At 39.6% G+C, this 22,822-nt stretch carries 15 protein-coding genes; 11 read left to right on the forward strand and 4 right to left on the reverse strand.

Going from position 1 to position 22,822, the window contains the following annotated elements; genetic code table 11:
• Positions 1 to 150: 150 nt before the first annotated feature.
• Complete coding sequence (locus ACQQ5U_RS12130; protein WP_437397857.1) at positions 151 to 1,959, reverse strand: hypothetical protein; 1,809 nt, start codon at positions 1,957 to 1,959, stop codon at positions 151 to 153.
• Positions 1,960 to 2,503: 544 nt separating this feature from the next.
• Between ACQQ5U_RS12130 and ACQQ5U_RS12135 the strand changes: the two genes are divergently transcribed.
• The 6 genes from ACQQ5U_RS12135 to ACQQ5U_RS12160 all read left to right on the forward strand — a co-directional run bounded on the left by ACQQ5U_RS12135 (position 2,504) and on the right by ACQQ5U_RS12160 (position 15,983).
• Positions 2,504 to 6,499 (forward strand): hybrid sensor histidine kinase/response regulator transcription factor, encoded by a 3,996-nt coding sequence (locus tag ACQQ5U_RS12135; protein ID WP_437397859.1) that lies wholly within the window; start codon positions 2,504 to 2,506, stop codon positions 6,497 to 6,499.
• A gap of 394 nt (positions 6,500 to 6,893) precedes the next feature.
• Positions 6,894 to 10,115 carry a SusC/RagA family TonB-linked outer membrane protein gene (locus ACQQ5U_RS12140; protein WP_437397861.1) on the forward strand — a complete coding sequence of 1,074 codons (3,222 nt, stop codon included), beginning with the start codon at positions 6,894 to 6,896 and terminating at the stop codon, positions 10,113 to 10,115.
• A gap of 24 nt (positions 10,116 to 10,139) precedes the next feature.
• Positions 10,140 to 11,813, forward strand: a complete 1,674-nt coding sequence (locus ACQQ5U_RS12145; protein WP_437397863.1) for a RagB/SusD family nutrient uptake outer membrane protein — start codon at positions 10,140 to 10,142, stop codon at positions 11,811 to 11,813.
• A gap of 165 nt (positions 11,814 to 11,978) precedes the next feature.
• Positions 11,979 to 13,382, forward strand: a complete 1,404-nt coding sequence (locus ACQQ5U_RS12150) for a Gfo/Idh/MocA family protein (protein WP_437397865.1) — start codon at positions 11,979 to 11,981, stop codon at positions 13,380 to 13,382.
• 128 nt (positions 13,383 to 13,510) lie between these two features.
• Positions 13,511 to 15,025: a TolB family protein gene (locus tag ACQQ5U_RS12155; protein ID WP_437397867.1), complete on the forward strand. Its 1,515-nt coding sequence runs from the start codon at positions 13,511 to 13,513 to the stop codon at positions 15,023 to 15,025.
• A 118-nt stretch (positions 15,026 to 15,143) separates the two neighbouring features.
• Positions 15,144 to 15,983, forward strand: a complete 840-nt coding sequence (locus tag ACQQ5U_RS12160) for a sugar phosphate isomerase/epimerase family protein (RefSeq protein WP_437397869.1) — start codon at positions 15,144 to 15,146, stop codon at positions 15,981 to 15,983.
• Positions 15,984 to 16,049: 66 nt separating this feature from the next.
• Here the strand turns inward: ACQQ5U_RS12160 and ACQQ5U_RS12165 are convergent, their stop codons facing one another.
• The gene (locus ACQQ5U_RS12165) at positions 16,050 to 17,303 is read right to left on the reverse strand and encodes a TolB family protein (protein WP_437397871.1); all 1,254 of its coding nucleotides are present in this window, start codon (positions 17,301 to 17,303) and stop codon (positions 16,050 to 16,052) included.
• A 200-nt stretch (positions 17,304 to 17,503) separates the two neighbouring features.
• Between ACQQ5U_RS12165 and ACQQ5U_RS12170 the strand changes: the two genes are divergently transcribed.
• A complete protein-coding gene (locus ACQQ5U_RS12170) occupies positions 17,504 to 17,671 on the forward strand; it encodes a hypothetical protein (protein ID WP_437397873.1) in 168 nt (55 codons plus the stop codon).
• A 6-nt stretch (positions 17,672 to 17,677) separates the two neighbouring features.
• Complete coding sequence (locus ACQQ5U_RS12175; protein ID WP_437397874.1) at positions 17,678 to 17,869, forward strand: energy transducer TonB; 192 nt, start codon at positions 17,678 to 17,680, stop codon at positions 17,867 to 17,869.
• A 98-nt stretch (positions 17,870 to 17,967) separates the two neighbouring features.
• Here the strand turns inward: ACQQ5U_RS12175 and ACQQ5U_RS12180 are convergent, their stop codons facing one another.
• Both ACQQ5U_RS12180 and ACQQ5U_RS12185 read right to left on the reverse strand, forming a co-directional pair.
• A complete protein-coding gene (locus ACQQ5U_RS12180) occupies positions 17,968 to 19,515 on the reverse strand; it encodes a histidine kinase (protein ID WP_437397876.1) in 1,548 nt (515 codons plus the stop codon).
• Positions 19,516 to 19,518: 3 nt separating this feature from the next.
• Positions 19,519 to 20,256, reverse strand: coding sequence for a LytR/AlgR family response regulator transcription factor (locus tag ACQQ5U_RS12185; protein WP_437397877.1), 738 nt, complete (start codon positions 20,254 to 20,256; stop codon positions 19,519 to 19,521).
• A 257-nt stretch (positions 20,257 to 20,513) separates the two neighbouring features.
• Between ACQQ5U_RS12185 and ACQQ5U_RS12190 the strand changes: the two genes are divergently transcribed.
• Genes ACQQ5U_RS12190 through ACQQ5U_RS12200 form a run of 3 tightly spaced genes read left to right on the forward strand, consistent with a single transcriptional unit; the run spans position 20,514 to position 22,422 of the window.
• The gene (locus ACQQ5U_RS12190) at positions 20,514 to 21,122 is read left to right on the forward strand and encodes a hypothetical protein (protein WP_437397878.1); all 609 of its coding nucleotides are present in this window, start codon (positions 20,514 to 20,516) and stop codon (positions 21,120 to 21,122) included.
• 49 nt (positions 21,123 to 21,171) lie between these two features.
• Positions 21,172 to 21,762: a hypothetical protein gene (locus tag ACQQ5U_RS12195; RefSeq protein ID WP_437397879.1), complete on the forward strand. Its 591-nt coding sequence runs from the start codon at positions 21,172 to 21,174 to the stop codon at positions 21,760 to 21,762.
• Between the two features lie 45 nt (positions 21,763 to 21,807).
• Positions 21,808 to 22,422: an SIMPL domain-containing protein gene (locus ACQQ5U_RS12200; protein WP_437397881.1), complete on the forward strand. Its 615-nt coding sequence runs from the start codon at positions 21,808 to 21,810 to the stop codon at positions 22,420 to 22,422.
• Positions 22,423 to 22,822: the final 400 nt, after the last annotated feature.

Genomic DNA, 22,822 nt, shown 5'->3' on the forward strand with positions numbered 1-22,822 from the left:
GGTAGATTCATTGGGTATTGAAACTGATTTGAACAATGCTGAGATTATACTTACAATTGGAAATCCACTATTAGATTGACCAATACCTATTAATGAATAAAATACGTACTTAAAAGTTCAAATAAACTTTTGGTTTTATCAACCCTTGAATTATACCTCTTTCATTACTGGAATAGTAACTGCTATGAGTTCTTCCTTAAAAAATAGAAGGTCCTTTTGTATATTGGCGCTTTCAGGAGATAGATACGTTTGAAACAAATCCTGATAATAGGCGATTCCGTTAAACAGATTACTTTTAAAAGCTTCCCATTTCTTGATTTGTTTAGTCGTAACTTCTTCTGAAATAGTTTCTATTTCATTTTTCAAATAATCCACATACATTTTCAATTCTTTCACAAACATATTTGGGCGATATATAGGGGAAAGTACAGACCCTTTTCCATAAATATGCTGCATCATTTTGGAAAGCGACACTTCATTATGGAAATAAGCCATATTAGGTCCTGGACAAATAACCACACCTTGTTCCTGCCCTTTTATTTTAATATTGTTCTCCAAAAAAGACGCATTGGCCAAACCTACACAGAGGCAGGCTTTTTCAGTTATTTTGGCTTTGGCGTTTTCATACTTATTTTGAGAGACTTCAAATCTTTTGGCTTCTAATTCTTGCAGTTTCACAGCTTGATATTTTTTTGAAGCTGTACAAATACCTTTTGTACCCAATTCTTTGCTCAATGCCAAGTATTTTTTTGGACAAGAACTTCCTGCTTTATTGTTGTCGATACGTTTTTGTCTGTGGTACTCATTTGTGGTGCCTTTTATGGTGTTAAAAGGAATTCCTAAAGGCGAAATATTGCTTAAATACAAATCCTTTTCAATGGCATTAGCTAATAATGCCCTAGTTTTCTTATCTACCGATGTAGCTTCTGGAACCAATAAAAATGGGGTTCCCCAACCTACGGAATCAACTTGGTAATTTTCAATTAAAAATTCGTGTTCATCTGCTGTGCCAACACCTCCCTGTACGGTGATCTTCAAATCCAAAGGCTGTTCTGGGACAGCCAGCCCTTTCTGAATCAACCCTTTCGCAAGAACATTGTGCGTGTCTTGTATTAATTCTGCTTTTTTACTTTTAAACTCTTCTAAAATAGGGCCCAATAAGAAGCCATCTGTTGCAAATGCATGTCCGCCACAATTTAAACCAGATTCAATCCTATATTCTGAGACCCAAAGTCCTTTTTTTGCTAAAAATTTGCCTTGAATGGTTGCCGAGCGATAATCACTGACCTTAAGAACAATCTTCTTTTTTAACTGGTTGTTCCTATCGGGAAAGAAATCTTTGAAATTTTCAAAGTAGCTGTATAACCTTGGGTTCATTCCTGCCGAGAGCACTACTGAAGAATTTAAATTACTCTTGGCAAAACCCCGAAGTGATGCGTGCGCATCGTTAAATTCGATAGGCAATTGCTCACTTTTGACAAAGTTATCCTTATCAACTTTTGTCATGATATTCACATCAATATCTCCAGCTTTTAAATGTACTTCCAAAAAATTTTCTATGTCATCCTTACGAACTGAACCTTCATTTATTAAATTGGAAAGCCCTTCCTTTATATAGGATTTATTGGGCAAGGTGGCGATGAAGCTTTCCAATGCAGATTTACTTTCAGCCAGTTCTTTTTTAAATTTCGAGAATTTTTCCTTGACGATGGTATCTACTAAATTTAGATAGGAAGTAATACGTTTGCCACGATAATCCTGTGTTTTTTTTGATATTTCTTTATAGGGAAAATTGAATTTTTTGCTATAAAACAAATTCATTTTCTCCATTAGCTCATCGTCAATAATGGATATTACAGAAGAAATACCATAGTGGGCCACACGAATTGGGCTGTCTATGGTATACGCTAATCCCATTACTGGAATATGAAAGGTGTGTGTTGATTTAGGCACAACCATTTTTTAGATTAAACAAGACACAAATGTGACCTTTCTTTTTCAACTGAAATCTGACATATATCATAGCCCATAGTCTTTTTAACAGTATCAATCTTGTGAAGAATTTACACAGCAAAACTTAATGGGAATGGAAAAAGGTGTTTAGTATCTTTATGTCAAAATTCAAATAAATGATGGGGCCCAATAAGTATTATTGAAGTATCTAATCTGTATTATTACGGCTATTCAATATCGTTTATGAGGTCAACTAAGATAAATTTCGTTTACTACCAAATTTCATCTTTGGGTTAAATGAGGCCTATAATTTTTAGTTTTCCTGCCTCCGGTTAGTCCGATATGTTTGCAATTTAAGGCTCTGCTTGGAAGTAGCCCATCACCTGAGAAGCACTATAAGTATTACTTTTATTAATTATGTATATTTAGAAATACATCAGCGGACATAAATTTTCATTGCATATTGTCAACCAATGTAACCAATATTAGATTGGTCTTTGATAGAAACCCCTTTTTGTTATTATAGTTACAATTTAATCCCCTAAATACAATGTCCACCTTAAACCAGAATATAGCAGGAGGTCGAGTGGCCCAACTGAAAATAGGAGTTTTAACCATTTTCTTTCTTTTGGTGTATTCTATATTGAAGTGTCAATTGTACGCTCAGGATATCTCCTTTCAAAAATTTGGTGTAAGTGAAGGGCTGAGCAGCAACACGGTCTTTTCCTCTGTTGAAGACAAAGAAGGTTTTATCTGGATTGCCACGGAAGAGGGAGTAGATCGTTTTAATGGGAACAATTTCAAACACTATGACCTACCTAAACTGTACGAGTACAGAACCGCTAATTATGTTGAATATCATATCAAAATAGATTCGAATAATAGAATTTGGTTGGTTACCCTTGGGGGGCTTTTTTATAAGTACGAGCCCATGAAAGATGAATTTGTTTTGTACTATTCCATTAAGGAAGATATGGAATTGGAGGTCAATGAGTTTTATATCGATCATTTGAACCATCTCTGGATAGGTATGGAAAATGGAGTTTTTGTATTTGACCCCCTTACTAGGGAAATAATAAAGTTAAAAGGTATACAAACCCGTACTTCTTCTATAATTCAGGATGATGCCAACACCTATTACCTAGGTACGGAAGATGGAGTTTTTGTACTGGATTCCAATAGAAACCTATTGTTCAATCTTCTTGACAAAACTCCCATGAAGCCAACGGGCCTTAGAGGTACGCAGATTCCCTCTCTTTATTTTGACAAGGAAAATCATAGATTATGGGTAGGGTCGAACAAACTGGGACTTTGTGCATTTAACCTGATCAATTTTGAGTTCATTATTCCCAAAGGGCTATCGGAATATGAAGGGCTAAAAGTGAGGAGTATAGAACGTTATTCATCTGATGAAATCATAGTGGGAATTGATGGTGAGGGGCTTTTGATCTGGAATCTTGCCCAAGAAAAGGAAGTAGGAAAAATTACTCCGCAACAAAATGACTTGGGAGCCTTGAGTTCTGCATCTGTTCATCATATATTCCGCAGTAGTTCCAATGTTTTTTTTATTGCGACCTTTCGTGGGGGATTGAATGTTTACAGCCCGGGGAAACTTAATTTTCGGGCAATACGGCATTACCTCTACAAGAATAATTCACTGCGAAACAATGTGGTTCTACATTTGTTCAATGTATCTCCCGATATTATTGGATTTGGTACGGATAAGGGGATGAGCATATGGGACAGGGCTTCAGATCAATGGAGGCATTTGGAAATAAATTTGAACGGCCAAGCCCATATTTCCAATTCTAGGTCGATTGCAGTGGACAAATACAATAATATATGGGCCAGCTCATATACGGATTCAATTGTTCTCTTCAAACAATTTCAAAGATTCAAATATAATAGCACCAAAGAGTTTAATCCAGACCTTCAATCTATAAATGCCAGTAAAATATATGCAGGCGTCGGGGATACCATTTGGTTGTGCGAAGATGAAACCAAACGTATTTATCACTATTCACTTAAGACAGATCGATTAGGGTATTATCCCCAAGAAATCGGAAAGGTTCAAACCATAATCGGTACGGGGGCAAATCGATTGGCCATAGGAACATCAGCTGGATTGAAAATACTTAACATCAAAAAAGGGAAATTAGAGAACATGACAATGATTGATACCTCGCCCTTAAAGTCAGCAATGATCTCCAGCTTGGTCATGGATCGGAACAAACAACTTTGGGTAGGTACCAGATATGAGGGCTTGTTTGTAATTAATCTATTTAAACAAAGCATAAAGCGGCTTACAACTGGGGATGGATTGTTGTCTAATAGAATATTTGCCCTGGCTGCTGGCCCGAACAATGTTTGGGCAAGTACCTCAAAAGGATTGTCCCGAATCGACAATTCTTTTTATGTTGATAATTTTACCAAATCGGATGGATTGATTTCTGTGGACTTTAATTATGATGCGGCCATAACCGATAGCACAGATAGGATTTATTTTGGCACCAATGATGGGGTCATCAGTTTTAATCCCTATGACATCAAGCCGATCGAGTCTAAAAAGACCATACTTTTCACTGATTTTTATTTGAATCACAAACAGGTATTGCCCGGAGATAAATCACCTTTGAACAAACGCATCAATGATACGGATGTGCTAAAACTGGACCATGATCAGAATTCTTTCTCTTTTGGTTTTACCAGTATCGATTACATGCATTTTGACAAGGGGGCCTTTCAGTGGAAACTGGACAATTTTGATGAGGACTGGATAAGCGGGCAAACTGGGACCGTGGCAAGCTATACTAACTTAAACCCTGGTAATTATAAGTTTAAACTTAAAATGACCGGCCCAAAAGATCAGTTGATCACTCCCGTAAAACAAATTGACCTTGTTATCGCCCCTCCTTTTTGGAGGACTCCAGTAGCCTATGTTCTCTATGTGCTTCTAGCACTGCTTTTATTGGGCTTAATGCTTTATGCCTATAAACTTTGGATTATTGCAAGCCATTCGCGTACTAAATTGAACTATTTGGCCAATATGGCACACGAGATCAAAACTCCATTGATGTTGGTGAAATCACCTTTAAAAGATTTGGTGCAAAATATGTCGGTGGGACAGGATGCCAAGGAAAACATCAATATTGCACTTAAAAATGCGGAGAAGGTCCATATGCAATTGATACAATTTTTGGATTTCCGAAAATTGGAGGGCAAAAAGAACGTGGTCAATCTACAACCCATGGACTTGATCCAATTGATCAAAGACAAAATAGTTGCTTTTCAAATATTGGCCGACAAGAAAAATATAGCTTTGAATTTGAGGACGGATTTATCCTCACTGTTTATCGAATCGGATGAAGCTATTTTGGATAAGGTTATCAGTAATCTACTTTCCAATGCTGTCAAATATACAAGACAGGATGGTAAAATAGAGATAGCGTTGAAATTGAGCGATAAAAAATGTCAAATATTGGTACGGGATACGGGCATTGGGATTCCAATGGCCGAACGAAAGAAAGTTTTTAGGCTGTTCTATAGAGCCAATAACGTACAGGAATCGGGGAGCATGGGTACCGGTGTCGGACTGGTCTTGGCACAAGACTTGGCGAGAATGTTAAAAGGAAGTGTCACTTTGGTGAAATCTTCAATAGAGGAAGGGTCCGTGTTCGCAATCAAGTTACCTTATAAAACATTGCCTGATATTGCGACAAGGGAGGAGTTGTTTGATGAGATGGAAGAGGGTGAGGAACAAAATGAAGATTCCGAAGGCAAGAAGGAAAAGATCCTTATTGTGGAAGACGATTTGGACCTAATGGAATACAGTAGAGGTAAATTGAAGGATAGGTATCAGGTAATTACGGCCAATAATGGATTTGAAGCACAAAAAATGATTCAGGACAATCTACCGGATATCATCTTATGTGATGTACTCATGCCAAAAATGAATGGCTATCAATTCTGTACCGCCCTTAAAAAAAACATAGAAACTTGTCATGTGCCCATTATTTTGTTCTCAGGTTTGGAATCCAAGGAAAATATAATGCAAGGATTGGAGAGTGGTGCAGATGATTATATTGTCAAGCCATATGATTATCAACTTTTATTGGGTAAAATAGAGGGACTTTTGCAAAATAGACAGGTGTTGAAACGTAAGTTTTTGGTTTTGAACGATGGAGAGGATGAGATTCAATTTTCGAACGAGCTTGATGATAAATTCATGTGCGATCTTACCAATCTTGTAGAGGAAAACTTAAGTGATGCCAATTTTACCGTAAAGGAAATGTGTAAGGCCATGGGGATGAGCAGAACCTCTTTTTATCATAAGTTAAAGGCTCTTATGGATGTTTCTCCCAATGAATTTTTAAGGACCGTACGGATGAAAAAAGGACGAAAAATGCTTCTGGAATATGATTACAATGTTAGTGAAGTCGCTTACAATGTAGGGTTTTCAGATGCTAAATATTTTGGGACCCTTTTCAAGAAATACTACGGGGAAACTCCGTCCACTTTTATGTCCAATAAAAGAAACAAAGGTTAACACCCCCATCGTTATATCGCACCGCGATAGGAAGATAATAGCTTCGCGCGAATAAAATGAGCCCTCAGTTTTGGTTGGAACAGCGATAAAGAAACTACAAAGGGTCGATCAAGTTGCAACCATTACGGGCAATCTAAAAAAGTCCATTGCGAAAACAATGTGTCGCAATACAATATTCATGTTTTATTCCTACGTTATGTAATCGACCATTATTTATGGTCTCAAAAGACATGATGATAGTTATTCGACTTCTTAAAACTGTTATTCGACCTCTTCTCTAAAAAGTCAATTTACATTCACCCTATTGAATTACGGAACCTCCGGTCAAATCTATCTCTGGATGTGGTAGAATGTTCTGTAGTGCACTTTAATTAACTAACAAACTAAAGTAATTATGAATCAAAAATTAGTCTGTCACTGGATAGGGGCCAAAACCAAGGCACTATCAAGAAAAGTTTGGGTTCTTTCCATGTTAACTTGTTTATGTGGACAACTCATTAGGGCAAATATCAACACTATTGACAAGGATAAACAGAATCTCTTGGAACAGCATATTATTACAGGCACGGTAACCGATGCCAGTGGTATGGTGCTTCCAGGTGCCAATGTCCTGGTCAAGGGATCTACCAATGGAACCCAGACCGATTTTGATGGAAACTACACCATTGAAGCCAACAACGATGCTATTTTGGTCTTCTCTTATATAGGGTTCACTCCACAAGAGATCGTTGTAAGTGGAAATACGGTCATCAATGTCACCTTAGAGGAAGATACTCGTCAACTGGATGAAGTTGTCATTACAGGATATACGACACAGTCCAAAGCAACCGTTACCGGTGCAATGGCCCAGGTGGATATTGAAGAAGCATTGGACGTACCAGTTCAAAATGCGGGACAAGCTTTACAGGGACGAGCTTCCGGGGTACATGTTGTTGGAGGAGGTCAGCCCGGCAGCACCCCTTTGATCAGAATACGAGGATTTGGGACTACGAACGAGAACGGTCCCCTACTTGTAATCGATGGGATGCAGACCACCGACGCCAATATCCTGAGCCAAATAAACCCCAATGACATCCAATCCATAAATGTACTAAAGGATGCTTCCGCTGCAATTTATGGGGCAAGGGCATCCAATGGGGTGGTCATTGTAACTACAAAGTCAGGTTCTCGTGATGAAAAACCCACAATTAGTGTTCGGTCTTATTTAGGTTTTCAAACGGTGGCCAAAACACAGAATGTTTTAAATGCCCAGCAACTGGGGGACGTCTTATGGGAAAGTTTTATCAACGACGGAGTAGTTCCCTCCCATCCCCAATATGGGAGTGGTGCCCAACCGACCATTCCGGAATTCATCAGGGGAACGGACACTATGCCCTATGACCTTAACAACAACAGGATTACCCGTAGTGGGGATACCCGTTGGCTCGATGAGATTTTTCAAACGGGCATTCTGCAGAATTATGACATTTCAGTAAGTGGAGGTAGTCCCAAAAGTCGCTATTTGATGTCGATCGGCTATCAAAACACAGAAGGAATTCAGCTTCATACGGGTTTTGAACGAATGGTCACAAGAATAAATGCGGAGTTTGATATTTTGGACAATGTTCGTGTGGGAGAGCACTTAAGTGCAGGTTTTACCGATCAATTGTCCCAAAATCAATTGGGCAATGCGCAGCGAATGCCTCCTTTGGTCCCCATTTATGATGAAGCTGGCAATTTTGCTGGAGGCGGTCCATCAACCGCAGCAGGTTTGAGTAATGTATCCAATCCCGTTGCCGAATTGATCCGCGGTAGAGATAATTTTGATAGAGCTTTTCGCATTATCGGGGATACCTATGCTGAGGTCAGGTTTTTGGACGGTTTTACCGCTAAAACGACATTTGGTTTCAATATGGTGGACAATATGATCAACAATATAACCCGAGCAAATCCTGAAGCACCGGAACCCAAGACCAATGCGCTTACAGAAACCCATAGTCGGTTTGTTTCTTGGATTTGGAGCAACACGCTAAGATGGGATAAGTCTTTTGGTGATCACAACATCCAAATCCTTGGTGGTGTGGAAGCCGTAAAAGAAGATTTCCGAATTAACTCAACAAGAGTGCAGAACTTTCTTTTGGAAGACAAGGATTTCTTCATTTTGGGTGCTGGAACAGGAACTCCATCCCTAATCGATAGCCGTTGGGAGTCCAGTACTTTATTCTCTTATTTATTTAATGCGAATTATTCCTTTAAGAATAAATATTTACTTTCTGTTTCCCTACGTCATGACAAGACTTCAAGATTTGCAGAAGGAAATAATACAGGTTTGTTCCCATCCACCAGTATTGGTTGGGTGATGAGCCAGGAGGATTTCATGCCTAATGATTCTTGGTTGACCTATTTAAAAATTAGGGCCTCCTATGGTCAGCTTGGAAACCAGGATATACCCGTTCCAAATCCAGACGTTAATATATTGGAAGCACAGCAAGAAGTTGGCTTTTATCCCATTAGCGGGGCTTCCGTAGCTACTGGAGCAATACTGTCTTCTTTAGGTAATCAAGATTTGAATTGGGAACGTTCCAATCAATTCAATATTGGTCTGGACACCAGATTCTTTAATCACAATTTAAGCCTTTCGGTGGATTACTTCAATAATACCACCAAAGACATGATTATTGCCAGTCCATTGCCAGCAACGGCGATTGATGCCAATCCAGCATTTATAAACGCGGGAGAGGTCAAAAACAAAGGTTTTGATATTTCCATTAACTATTTAAATCCCGATCAAACTTCAGAACTGAAATGGGACCTGGGCTTTAATATTTCTGCTTATACCAATGAGCTTGTTAAGGTGAACGGGGATAATCCCGATGCGTTTCTCAACGGATCGGTTTTTAGGTCGGGTACCATTACCAGAAGTAGTAACGGGCTACCTATTTCCTATTATTTTGGACGGGATGTTATCGGTATTTTCCAAACTCCCGAAGAAGTCGCCGCTGCACCCGACCAGGGTTTTGGCACTCCAGAGGATGGAGTTGGGAGGTTTAGGTACCGTGACATCGATGGCAATGGTGTGATCAATGATGATGATCGTACTGTTTTAGGTGATCCGCACCCCGATTTCACCTATGGATTCAATGCAAACCTGAGCTATAAAGATTTTTTCCTTACCATGTTCCTACAAGGGGTTCAAGGAAATGAACTATATCATTTTGCTAAAATTGAGAGTGATTTCCCGACATTCTTGAACAGTAATCGAAGTGTAAGGGTATTGGATTCCTGGAGTCCAAACAATACCGATGCCAGCCTTCCTGCTTTGAGCACAAGCATTAGGAACAATGAGTCACAGCCCAACTCCTATTTTGTTGAGGACGGCTCCTACCTTAGACTCAGAAACCTTCAGATAGGGTATAATTTTGAAATGCCAAGCTTGGGGATTACAGGTGCCCGGGTGTATGTACAAGGCACCAACCTGTTTACCATTACGAATTACAAAGGGTCGGAACCGGAAATTGGACAAACCTCGGCTGGAGATGATTCAAATCCTCCAGCGGGTGACTTGACGATAGGAGTTGATGACGGGCGATTTCCACAACCTAGAACCTATATTTTAGGTCTCAACTTCAACTTTTAAACTAAACAAATAAACATATTCAAGATGAAAAAAATAGTAATAAAAGCACTCTGCGTTTTCTTAATACTTTTTTCGTGTTCCGAGAATTTTACGGAAATAGCACCAAAAGGTAGTTTAAACTCTGATGCACTCAACAATGAGCAAGGGGTCAATCTTCTTCTGGTAGGGGTATATTCCATGTTGGACGGATTCAGGTTTGGCCTTACCCAGGATTATAGGTCCAGTGGTGACAATTGGTGGTTTGATGTAATATCGGATGATGCACACAAAGGTGCTACCAATGGCGATCAAAATGAGCTTTATTTGTTGGAGCACTTTGATTGGGCAACCAATAACCCTTACATCAGGGATGAATGGGTAGGTCCATTCGCTGGTGTAAACAGGGCCAATGCTGTTTTGGCTCTGGCAGATGATATTGAAGGGGTCGACCTTACCCAACAAATTGCGGAAGCAAGATTTTTAAGAGGACATTTTAATTTTGAATTACAACGCACCTATCGCAATATCCCATTCTTGGACAAGGAAGATCTGAATGATCCCAATAAACCGAACCCTGGTCCAATTTGGGATAAAATCGAAGAGGATTTTCAAGCGGCCATCGATAATCTCTCAGAAACCAGTGAGGAAGTGGCAAGGGCAAATCGTTGGACTGCAAAAGCATATTTGGGCAAAGTCTACCTTTACCAAGAAAAATTCGCTGATGCTTTGGCCATATTTCAAGATGTGATCAATAATGGGCCTTATGGGCTGCATGCCGAATATGAAGACAACTTTAATATTCGTGGTGAAAATGGAATAGAAGCGGTTTTTAGTATACAGTTCTTAAACGATGGTGGCGAATCCTACAATGGAAACCGTGGTGGTGCCCTCAATCATCCAGGTGGCGGTCCCCTGAACACGTGTTGTGGATTTTATCAACCATCCCAAGATCTTGTGAATGCATTCCAAACAGATGCTTCCGGTATGCCCTTATTGGACACCTGGAACCAAACAGATGTGTCCAATGATCAAGGAATTTTATCCGAAGAACCATTTACGGTTCATAGTGGACCTTTAGATCCAAGACTGGACTATACGGTTGGAAGAAGGGATATTGATTTCAATGGATTTGGGAGAAACCCAGGATTTGATTGGGTGCGCGTTCAGTCTGCGGGAGGACCTTATTTATCCGCAAAAAACACATATAGGGCCTATGAACCTGATGCAAGATCGACTGGTGGAGCATGGGGCCAAGACCGCTCGGGAATAAATTATAATATCATTCGCTTTTCGGATGTTTTGCTCATGGCGGCAGAAGCCGCTGTGGAAACCGGAAGTTTGGATATTGCTCTTGACTATGTCAACAGAGTTAGAAATCGGGCAAAAAATATGACTTATGTGCCCACCGTAGATGGAGTTGACCCCACAAATTATCAAGTGGAACCCTATACTTCATTTCCCAATCAAGAATATGCCCGAAAGGCTGTTCGTTTTGAAAGAAGGATTGAACTGGGGATGGAGGGACATCGATATTTTGACCTTGTTAGATGGGGTATCTTGGAATCTACTATGAATACGTACTTTCCCAATGAAGAGCGTACCATTCCAGGAATAGATTTGGGAATTCCAGTGGAAGCAAGACACAATGTATTGCCAATACCACTAGAGGCAATAGATTTGAGCAATGGTGTTTTGGAGCAAAATCCAGAATGGCAATGATGCCTAAAGATAGTTTTGATTGTTTATTTAATTGCCAAAGAGCGGTTGCATATTAGACCGTTCTTTGGTTTACTACAGAGATTCACAGCAATATTTGATGAAACTTCCTTTCAGGCATTTATTTTCAATTAGTCTGAATAGGGTTTGATAATAAAATAAAGAACAATGAAAAAATCGGATTCAAATAGAAGGCGTTCCTTTCTAAAGAACATATCCGGAACTGCGCTAGTGGCCGGAACAGTACCCAATTTGATGTTTGGAAATTCTTCTGTTAAAACCTATGAAACCTTAAGACGTCCTTTCAAGAGCTATTCGGCCAACGACAATATTCAATTGGCGACAATAGGAATGGGTATTCAAGGTTTCAATGATACCCGTGCTGCATTGGCTACTCCTGGTGTTAAACTGGTAGCAGCCTGTGACTTATACCAAGGACGCCAAAAAAGCACCAAAGAAGTATTTGGCAAGGACGTATTCACCACAAATGATTACAAAGAGATTTTGCGAAGGGATGATGTGGATGCCGTAATTATAGCAACTCCCGATCATTGGCATGATCGTATTTCGATGGATGCCATGGACCAAGGAAAAGCTGTTTATTGTGAAAAACCTATGGTCCATAATATAGAGGAAGGATGGGCAGTAATTGAAAACCAACAAAAAAACGACCAAGTGTTTCAAGTAGGAAGCCAAAGAGTAAGTTCTTTGGTTTATGAAAAGGCCAAAGAACTTTATGAGGCTGGGGCCATAGGTCAACTAGTTTTGATAGAAACATGGAATGATCGACAATCAAATCTGGGCGCTTGGAATTATTCCATTCCTTTGGACGCTTCGCCGGATACCATAGACTGGGATAGATTTTTGGGCGATGCCCCCAAGGTAGGTTTTGATCCAAAGCGGTTTTTTAGATGGCGAAACTATCAAGACTATGGAACCGGTGTAGCTGGAGATTTGTTCATTCATCTTTTTTCTGGTATTCACTTTATAACTGGGTCCTCGGGCCCTTCCAAAATATATACAACCGGAGGTCTCCGCTACTGGAAAGATGGACGGGATGTGCCTGACGTAATGATAGGATGTTATGATTACCCTAAAAATGAGAACCATCCAGCATTTAACATACAGGTTAGAGTGAATTTCATCGATGGTGGCGGTGGCGGTGGAAGAATACGATTAGTGGGCAGTGAAGGCGTAATGACTGTTGGTGACAGTGCAGTAAGGGTCACCAAGAGCAAAATGTCCAATCAACCTGGTTACGATGGTTGGGACTCTTTTGATACGTTCGATGAAGCCAATAAAGAGGAATTTGAAAAATGGTATGCCTCTAAATATCCAGCTCCACCTCCCAAAGTCAAAGAAAACGGGGAACAAGAGTTTAGGATAGACGGAACGTATAGTGATCATATAGATCACTTTGCCAACTTTTTTGAGTCCATTCGAACTGGGAGTACGGTAGTAGAAGATGCAGTTTTCGGATTTCGTGCCGCTGCTGCTGCTTTGGGAGCAAACAAAAGTTTTTTTGAACAAAAAATAATACAGTGGGATCCTGTAGCTATGCAATTTGCATAAAAGATGGATTTTAATATCCACCTAAAAGATTACAAGAAGCTATAATAGTTTTTTGCCAAGTAATATTGAGCACATTGTTGAATGCTAGAACATGATAATAATAGAATAATAGAAACTCATTTTAAATTATGAAAAATTTAGTTGTATTAACTGCCTGCCTTTTTCTATCAGGGATACTAGTCGCACAGGAAACTTCGATAGGTTTTTTTGAAAATAACAAGGATATCGGCAATCCAAAATTAACTGGTTCCGCGACCTATGATGAAGGTACCCAAACCTACACCATAAAAGGAGCAGGATATAACATATGGGGACCGCGTGATGAGCATCGATTTCTCTTCAATACCATTAAGGGGAACTTTATAGCAACGGCCAACTTTAAGTTTGAGGGCCATAATGAAGTGCATCGTAAGATTGGCTGGATGGCTCGGTCATCGGAAGATGATAATGCTGTAATGGTCGGTGGTTTTCTGCATGGGGACGGTCTAACGGCAGGGCAATGGAGAGAACGCAAGGGAGCCGAAATGCAGAATCCATATGATGATGTTTGGGCACCAAAATCATTTTACGACATCATACAATTGGAAAGAAAAGGGGATACATTTATTGTCAGAGCGGCACATGAAGGAGAACCGCTCCAGGTGATTAGCACAAAAGAATTGAGATTCATGCCGGAAGAAGCATTGCTGGGGATAGTAATCTGTTCCCATGATGAAGATGTTATTGAAACCGCTCAAGTGTGGAATGTTCGTGTTGATCAACCGGTTGCGGAAGATTACAATCCGAATTCCGAAGGATGGATCGGGTGCCGTTTGGAAACCATGAATGTCTTTGATATGAAACGAAAAGTCATTTATGAAAAAGAAAGCCGGTTTGAGGCACCGAATTGGATGCCAAAGGGTGATGAATTATTGTTTAATATGGAGGGCTCTTTATATACAATCCCAATTGATGGGGGCGAGCTCGATAAATTGAACACTGGCTTTGCAGATCGGTTGAACAACGATCACTGTATTTCCTTCAATGGCAAACTATTGGGAATTAGCCATAACGATGGTGAGGGATCCAATGTTTTTTATCTGCCTCTTGAGGGAGGGGAACCCAAAGCTTTGACGACAACAGCACCATCTTATTTACACGGGTGGGCCCCTAACAATAGGGATATGGTCTATGTGGCAAAAAGAGATGGATCCGAAGTCTACGACATCTATAAAAAATCAATTCGGGGAGGAAATGAAACAAAGCTTACCAGCAATGGTAAATTAGAGCACGTAGATGGATGTGAATATTCTCCTGATGGTAAATACATTTATTATAATGGCTCCACAAATGGAGGTACCATGCAACTTTGGCGTATGCGCCCGGACGGAAGTCAAAAAGAGCAACTCACTTTTGACGAATACAACGATTGGTTCCCCCATATATCTCCGGATGGTAAGTGGATTGCATTTATTTCGTTTAAACCGGATATCGAATTAAATTCCCACCCTTCATACAAGCAGGTCATGTTGCGATTAATGCCAACATCAGGAGGTGCTCCTAGGGTTTTGGCTTATATGTATGGCGGGCAAGGAACAATTAATGTAAATTCTTGGTCGCCAGATAGCAAGCATATTGCATTTGTAAGCAATTCCAAGAAATGAACGTTTCAAGTTTAGTTTTTTTAGTTTAGTTATTATTTAATTTTTGAATTTGATGGGAAGGAGGGTTTGCAACTTTCCTTCTCATACTTCAAATCAAAACCCTTCTAACAACTCCATTATGATTACGAGAAAAGAATTTTTGTGGCAATCCGGAGCATTTGCTTTGGGTACTCTTTTATTGCCAACATCCTGTGCCTTTGTAGGAGATGGTACGGATAAAAACCTAGGGGTCCAATTATATACATTTAGAGATGAAATGGCAAATGATCCCAAGAGGACCCTTGAGAAAATTGCGGCAATTGGAATAAAAAAAATCGAAACTGCCCGAAGTGGAAAAGGTCATTATTATGGTTTGACACCCAAAGAAATGAAAGAAACCTGCGAGACATTGGGAATGAAATTGGTAAGCGGACACGTCCATTTGGACAATCAGTGGGAAAAGACCATTGAAGAAGCGGTTGCTTCCGGGCAGGAATACTTGATTTGCTCAACTATGCCGAGCAAGGGGCAAACCGTTTCCAATTACAAAAGTGTGGCAGATGCATTTAACAAGGCCGGAGAGGATTGTAAGGCAGCTGGACTTAAATTTGGTTACCATAACCATCAATATGAATTTGAGTCCGATGGGGGCCAAGTCCTTTATGAAGTGCTTTTGGAAAACACGGATTCAGATTTGGTACATATGGAACTGGATTTAGGCTGGACCATTGTAGCTGGAAAGGATCCTTTAGATTATTTCGACAGGTATGAAGGTAGGTTCCCACTTTGGCACCTAAAGGATATGAATATGAAAGAAAAAGTAAGTACCGAGTTTGGTAAGGGTGGATTGGATATTGCCTTGATGCTAAAGAATGTCAAAAAATCAGGAGTAAAACACATCTTTATTGAGCAGGAAGAATATGCAACAACCCCTATGGAAAGTATGAAGCACAATATGGAGTATATTGGTCAAATATAATTTAGGGTAGACTATTTGTAATTAAGTCCATGGATCAATATTTGATTTGGGGACTTTTTTATCCAACTATTCCAAGGTACTGACAAAGACCAATGATTTACTATCCGGGGACCATGTGTAATTTTCAAAACTGCCTTTGCCTCCATAAAAATGGGCAATGGTTTTTGGAGCCCCTCCCTTTGAAGGCATAATATTGAGGCTTACCCTTTGAAAACGGACAGCTTCATTTGGGTTGGAATCATGGGGAAAAGAAAGGAAGGCTACCCATTTTCCATCTGGTGATATATGTGGGAACCGCGAATGCTCCAAATCAAAGGTCATTTGAGTGCTTTTGGTTCCATTGGATTTTTTGCGCCAAATCTGATTGGTAGATGTCTTTCCCTGACTAAAGTATATAAATCCATGAAGCTTATTTTTTTTGCCAATACCATTGGCATTACTTGTAAAAATAGGCTTTGACACATTTTTATCAAGTGGTATGCAAAACGTTTTTTGATGATCTAAAAAGTAAATCAAGGTTCCATCTTGTGAAAAAAAGGGTGCATTCAGCTCATGGTCAGAAGTATGGACAATTGTTCTTTTTTGAGTCTCAATATTAACGGTTTCCACCCTACTGCCTCTGGGAAACCCTTTGTGAGAAGTTGTCTTCACCAAAGGGTTTGGATGCCAGTTTGGGGATACGGGCCTTGAAATTCGTACGTTCCAAATTTTGGCTTTTTGGATATCGTCGGGGTCATGAGCCAGCACATAAGGACCAATAAGAACTTTTTCGTTCAAGTTGGGCATCGTCAATATTTCCATTTCTTCAAAAGGTTCCCCAGGATGGGCCATGCGCATTGTAATCGTTTTTCCTATACGTTCCAGCTGAATGATGCTCTCACCAAAATATTGCTTTGGGAAGAAAATTTCATCTTCTGGGTCACGCATATATGCTCCTCGCATCAGGCGCCATTGCAATACCGCCAATCCATCTCCATGTAAACAAGAATTGATGCTTACCGCATCATCATCAATGGTTTCGCGAATCATCCAGCCCGTTTTTCTATGATCGTTCCCTTCTTCATTCCCCATCAGTTCAAAATGGGCGGTCAGGATAAAGTCGCCGGATATTTTTTTATATAGAAAGTGAAATTCATCATGATTGAACCAAATATTACTTCCACCTCCTTCGAGGATATAGGTTTGGGTTTCTTCATTATAATGGGAAGTCCCTTTAATTTTTGGGTTTCCAACATCCACTGCTTTTTCAAATTCACCGATTTGAGAAAAGGAATAGAATGACAATAAAAAAAAGAATGTACAGGCATTCAATTGGCTCAAAATAAATAGAATTTAATGATTAAGGATATCTTTTGTTTGAATCAATTCCTTTAAGGGAATCAATGTAAAAATAGACTTCGATTAACGGAGGTAGGTTGAAAAATTATTATTTGAGGTGGAAATTTTATCAGTATTGATTGACAAGAATTAAGAGGTTTTTATTTTCCATTCATTAATGGGGCGAATACAAACGCCCAACTATGATAAATTCAGATATTGTGAGAAATGGGCCATTCATGATTGATTTGAATACAAGAAGGCATATGCGTTACGGAACGGATGGTTGTCCAAAAGAACTAGACCTCAAAAAAATGATTACAAATGATTACAAAAGTCATGAAACTGTTACCCAAGAAGAAAACATATAAGGAAAGGTGATTGTTCAATTTACAATAGCTAAAGATGGTAAAATTGGTAACCTTGGTATTCTTGAAGGAGTTCATCCTCCTTTGGACACCGAATGTTTCAGAATAATGAACTCACTTGAAGTATTAGAGCCTTTTTCAAAGGATGATAAAAAATTAATGGTCTATCGAACGGTTCCGATAGGATTTAGAATTATTTAAAAATTCAAATAAACGAAATAAAACAAGTTGTCGCCAATCTGATTTATAAAACGCTTGCTGTTCGCCATGGATGCTAAGCTTTTCTGTGGCAATATCTTTTATGTCTTGGCATTTTCCACTACAAGTTTTGGTAAATTCAACACTACTTTGGTACCCATGGCCATGGCCGATTTATCATCCTTCAGATCATACACGATAAAATTAAAATTGCCTTTGTACCTTTTGGAAAAAAAGTCCAAACGATCTTGGATAATGGATAACCCCAACGATTGGCTTTTCAATGGATTTTGGTAGTTCCGCAATTGGGAAGCCTGTCTCCCTATACCATTATCCTCAATGGTAATTTGAAGATGGTCGGTACTTTTGGATTGCTGAACTCCAATTTCCAATCGTTTTTTTCCCTTTCTTGTTGTAAGACCATGCCAAATGGCATTTTCTACAAAGGGCTGGAGTAACAACGAGGGTATCAAAATGTGATCCGCCGATAATTCTTTATCAATATGGACCATGTACTCGATGTTATTTTTAAAGCGATCGCTTTCAATTTCCACATACATTTTAATAATGTTCATTTCCTCTTCCAAGGTCACCAAATCTTTACGTGAGCTTTCCAGGATACCTCGGATCAGTTTGGAAAACCTTCCCAAGTAATAAATGGCCTTTTCCTGATTGTTCTCGATCAAATAGGATTTAATGGAGTTTAATGCATTGAAAATAAAATGCGGGTTCATTTGGCTCCGGAGTGCATCCAATCGGAGTTGGGCAAACTTGTTCTCCATTTTTATGGTGAGTTTTTCCGTCCGTTCCTTTTGCGCCTCGGAACTCAGTCCCTCTATTTCGGCCTTGGTCTGAAGCAGTTCATCTGACAAGGTCCTGTTGATGCTCTCTTTAATCACTTGGTTTTCCTCCAATTGATCAATGTATTTTCTTTGTACCCGTGCTTTTTCCTTATAAACCATTTTCTGCTCTAATCCTATCGCAAGAGCAAATAATAGACTCTCCACTAACACACCCAAATAGAAAATATACAGTGTTTCAGAATTCGCACTGGTCTTTTCAAAGGAGAACAATGTAATAATTAGGTACGAAACAAAAAGTACCGACATACCGGACAGAATGTATCCCTTGATTATTCGTTTTTGCTTTATTATCAAATAAAAACCCCATATAAATATGACCAAGCTCATGGGCAAAAAGAAAAACCCATGGAAATAATCTATCAGATACGACCTGTGATCATTTAATTGGACACCCCATAAAAGCAAATATATGGGAGCAACCCCAAAATAGGCTCGGTATGCCCATTTCACAAACTTAGGGTGTCCCTTTTTTAATTGCATAATATCCAGAATAAAAAAACTGAACAACATGGAAGCCAATAATTGGGTAGGATAGTGTACCCACCCCACAAAAACCCTTCCCGCTGGAGTATGGAAAAAATCAGAAAAAAAGACCCCATCAATATACTTGAGCAGGGTAATGCCGTTCATGAGAGCATAAAGACTGTAAAAAAGATAAAACCTTCTTTTGTGCTGAAAGAACTGAATCAGAAAGAAAACAAAAAGATAGAAGAGTACAGACACTACAAAAAAACCAAACCCATTTTGGTTGCTTTCTTTAAAGAAGTCTGTTACAGTTTTTAGCATAGGTCAATGGCTCATTCGGTTTAAAAAAGCATCTCTTTTGGTCCTGGAAATCGGTATTTTCTTGTGGTTGGACAATACCAAATATCCATCCGATCGTAAGTACTCGTTAACCTTTAGCAGATGCACAATAAAGGAGTTGTGTATCCTAAAAAATACGCGGTCGGGCAACAAATCCTCTAACTCCTTCAATTTTTTGGATACCAACAACTGTTCCCCGGATTCCATAAAAACCTTGGAATAATTTCCATCAGATTCGCAATACACAATTTCATCCACCCTCAAGAATAAAATTTTACCGCTAACTGGAATCTGTACCACTTGGGGAGAACTTGCTTTGGAAAGCGCCTCAAAGGTCTGTTCAAATTGAAGTTGAAAATTCTGTGACCCATTCAACTTTTTCAATTTTTCAATGACCCCCGAAATATCATCTTGATCCACTGGTTTCAGCAAATAATCCACGGCACTTTCCTTAATGGCCTGAATGGCGTATTGATTGTAGGCGGTGGTGATGACGATGGCAAAATTTCGATATTCCAATTTGTCAAGAAGAGAAAAGCCGCTCATTTCCGGCATTTCAATATCCAAAAAAACACAGTCGGGTTTAAGGTAATTGATTCCCGAAATGGCTTCTTTGGGAGAAGTAAATGTCTCAATCACGGAAATGAAGTCCGGGTATTTTCGCAATTCCCACGACAAACTGTTTATGGCCGCCAACTCATCATCTACAATAATTGCCCTCATAATCTATTGCTACTTTTTCTACAAATTAAAGATTGAATCCCGTTCTCTTTCCCTCATCGTGATGTATGGTGCCAAATGGTGTATGTACCGCATCTATTGCGTATGAATGGCAGATCCTGTATTGAATATATCCGTTCATCGATCCGCACATGAATATTGGTTTCTGACGAAACTGATTCTACAACAAATCACAATTACAAATTGCCACAGTATTCATCCTCCTAATTTGGCTTTTCGAAACCCAAAAAAACAAAAACATGAAAACAAACGTATTATCATTCAAAGTGTTCTTGCCAATGGTATTGTCCTTGGTTTTAATTACCTCCTGTTCCTCAGAAGATGGGGCTGACGGTCCGGTTGGCCCACAAGGTCCACAAGGCGAACAGGGTGTTGCCGGTCCACAAGGGGAACAGGGTGAGCAAGGCGAGCAAGGGGAAACCGGAACTGCCAATGTCATGTACTCTGACTGGGTAAATACCGAGTTTGAAAACAATATCATTAGCACTTCAAGTTCCTTCACCATTGCCGCTCCAGAAATTGGTGCCGACATGTTGAATTTTGGAACCATTTTGGTCTATGCGAGACGAATAGACCCAGAAATAGGCAATATCGTTTACCAGCTTCCCATAGTATTTGGAGCTGCCAGACAACAATCTTATTATTTTAGGGCGCAAAGTGATGAAATCAGAATTTCTGTTGTAGCTAATGAAGAAGGGGAAAGTGTAGGTGACGGTTCTTTTTTGGAACAATACCGATATGTGCTTATCCCAGGAGGTGTCTCCACTTCCGGAAAATCAGCTTCGGCCGTGGACTTCACCAAAATGAGCTACGAGGAGTTGATTGCATATTTCAATATTCCTGAGTAATTCTTTGCAACCAAAGTTCCCCCAACTTTAAAAAAAAATCTCAACCCAAATGAAAAAGTCACTATTTACAATGTTGTTCTTGGGAATAATATTCCTGGGATGCTCCCCAGAAGATGGCGAGGATGGAGCTTTAGGGCCACAGGGCATTCAAGGTGAACAAGGGCCAACAGGCCCACAAGGAGAGCAGGGGGCAACGGGACCTCAAGGAGAAAGAGGCGAAACTGGCACCGCCAATGTCATCTATTCCGATTGGATACCCTCCGGTTTTGAATCGCCCATTGCAGATACTTATGCGTCTTTTGCAATTGAAAATGTAGCAGAATTGACTGATGAAGTAAAGTCAAACGGCTATATCGCAATCTACGGCAGATATACCCAGGCATACACCGTTATTCAACCACTTCCAAAATCGTTATTCGGCCTTCGGATGCAACATTATGATTTCCAAATCAATGATTTGAACCAGAACATCAACATTTGGATCAGTTCCATCGATGGCTCCGATATAGAGATTCCCATTTATGATGATTACAGGTACATCATTATACCGGGCGGCACTCCATCAACGGGGAAAAGTACCGTTGACTACACCAAAATGAGCTACGAAGAAATCGTAGCACACTTCAATATTCCAGAGTAAAAACCCATAACCCCAGCCTAATGCTGGGGTTTTATCACTATCATTATGAAACATCTATTCTACCTCTTATGGGCACTATTGCCCTTTTTGGGGCTATCCCAAGAAAACACCACCATCAAAGTAAGTGGAAGGGCAGTTCATGCGGACTCCTCCCCCACCTACAAGGTCACAATGTCATTGAGTCCGGCATATTCCAGCTATGGTTCAGATGGTATGGATTTGGAACAATTGAAATCCCATTACAAAAAAGCATTGGAATCCAAAGGTATCGGATGGGAAGAAATCAAGGAAACACCTTATGAATTTGGCTTTGAGACCATGGGATATGATAAAGAAGGTTCCGTATATGAATTTACTACGACCTCAATCGAAAAAATGAGGACTTTCTTAAGGATAAAGTCCCTGGGATTGCAAAGATTGAATACCGTCGCCGTTCTGGAAATCGATGCTAAGGAATTGAAAAAACTGTATGAGGTAGCACTGAAAGATGCAAAAGCCAAGGCAATTGCCATAGCCTCGGCCCTTGATAAAAAAATTGTACGCATCCTAACCATTGAGGATAACCAATATGTGGGCCAACAAGTAGAAACTTCCATTTTCTATGACCGTCCCGTAGGGGAATACATCTATTCAATACAAGTGGTCTATGAGGCAGAATAAAGAAACGGGAAGCCATATGTTCTGTTACCATAAACAAAAGTTTAGGAGTGGGTAAGCATGAGGTAGTGGTCATTGCCTAAAGTGGCTCAAAAATTTTTACTGACCTATGTGTTGAAACATTCTTATTGGATTGGTGGAAGAAACCATGATCCCGATCCCGATTTGGACGTGGTGGAATTTGATACCACACTTCAATTATACAATAATGGAACCTTGAAAATTGAACAAATGGGTGATATATTTAAAATGTTTATGTACCTATTGTATGATATAAATCCCCAAGATGTTCCACAAACAGATGGGCATTCTTATTTTGAAAGTATCTTGGAAAATAAAATGCTTTCCGTAAGAATAACAGGACAATGGTTCGTAATCCGTTTTATTCCGGATTCCACTGCAC

Source organism: Flagellimonas lutimaris, assembly GCF_051494225.1.
Lineage (GTDB): Bacteria > Bacteroidota > Bacteroidia > Flavobacteriales > Flavobacteriaceae > Flagellimonas > Flagellimonas lutimaris_A.

What these genes read in the sequence shown, in the direction of transcription:
- ACQQ5U_RS12130 (WP_437397857.1), bottom strand. Translation starts at nt 1,959, where the DNA reads ATGGTTGTGCCTAAATCAACACACACCTTTCATATTCCAGTAATGGGA.
- ACQQ5U_RS12135 (WP_437397859.1), top strand. Translation starts at nt 2,504, where the DNA reads ATGTCCACCTTAAACCAGAATATAGCAGGAGGTCGAGTGGCCCAACTG.
- ACQQ5U_RS12140 (WP_437397861.1), top strand. Translation starts at nt 6,894, where the DNA reads ATGAATCAAAAATTAGTCTGTCACTGGATAGGGGCCAAAACCAAGGCA.
- ACQQ5U_RS12145 (WP_437397863.1), top strand. Translation starts at nt 10,140, where the DNA reads ATGAAAAAAATAGTAATAAAAGCACTCTGCGTTTTCTTAATACTTTTT.
- ACQQ5U_RS12150 (WP_437397865.1), top strand. Translation starts at nt 11,979, where the DNA reads ATGAAAAAATCGGATTCAAATAGAAGGCGTTCCTTTCTAAAGAACATA.
- ACQQ5U_RS12155 (WP_437397867.1), top strand. Translation starts at nt 13,511, where the DNA reads ATGAAAAATTTAGTTGTATTAACTGCCTGCCTTTTTCTATCAGGGATA.
- ACQQ5U_RS12160 (WP_437397869.1), top strand. Translation starts at nt 15,144, where the DNA reads ATGATTACGAGAAAAGAATTTTTGTGGCAATCCGGAGCATTTGCTTTG.
- ACQQ5U_RS12170 (WP_437397873.1), top strand. Translation starts at nt 17,504, where the DNA reads ATGATAAATTCAGATATTGTGAGAAATGGGCCATTCATGATTGATTTG.
- ACQQ5U_RS12180 (WP_437397876.1), bottom strand. Translation starts at nt 19,515, where the DNA reads ATGCTAAAAACTGTAACAGACTTCTTTAAAGAAAGCAACCAAAATGGG.
- ACQQ5U_RS12185 (WP_437397877.1), bottom strand. Translation starts at nt 20,256, where the DNA reads ATGAGGGCAATTATTGTAGATGATGAGTTGGCGGCCATAAACAGTTTG.
- ACQQ5U_RS12190 (WP_437397878.1), top strand. Translation starts at nt 20,514, where the DNA reads ATGAAAACAAACGTATTATCATTCAAAGTGTTCTTGCCAATGGTATTG.
- ACQQ5U_RS12195 (WP_437397879.1), top strand. Translation starts at nt 21,172, where the DNA reads ATGAAAAAGTCACTATTTACAATGTTGTTCTTGGGAATAATATTCCTG.
- ACQQ5U_RS12200 (WP_437397881.1), top strand. Translation starts at nt 21,808, where the DNA reads ATGAAACATCTATTCTACCTCTTATGGGCACTATTGCCCTTTTTGGGG.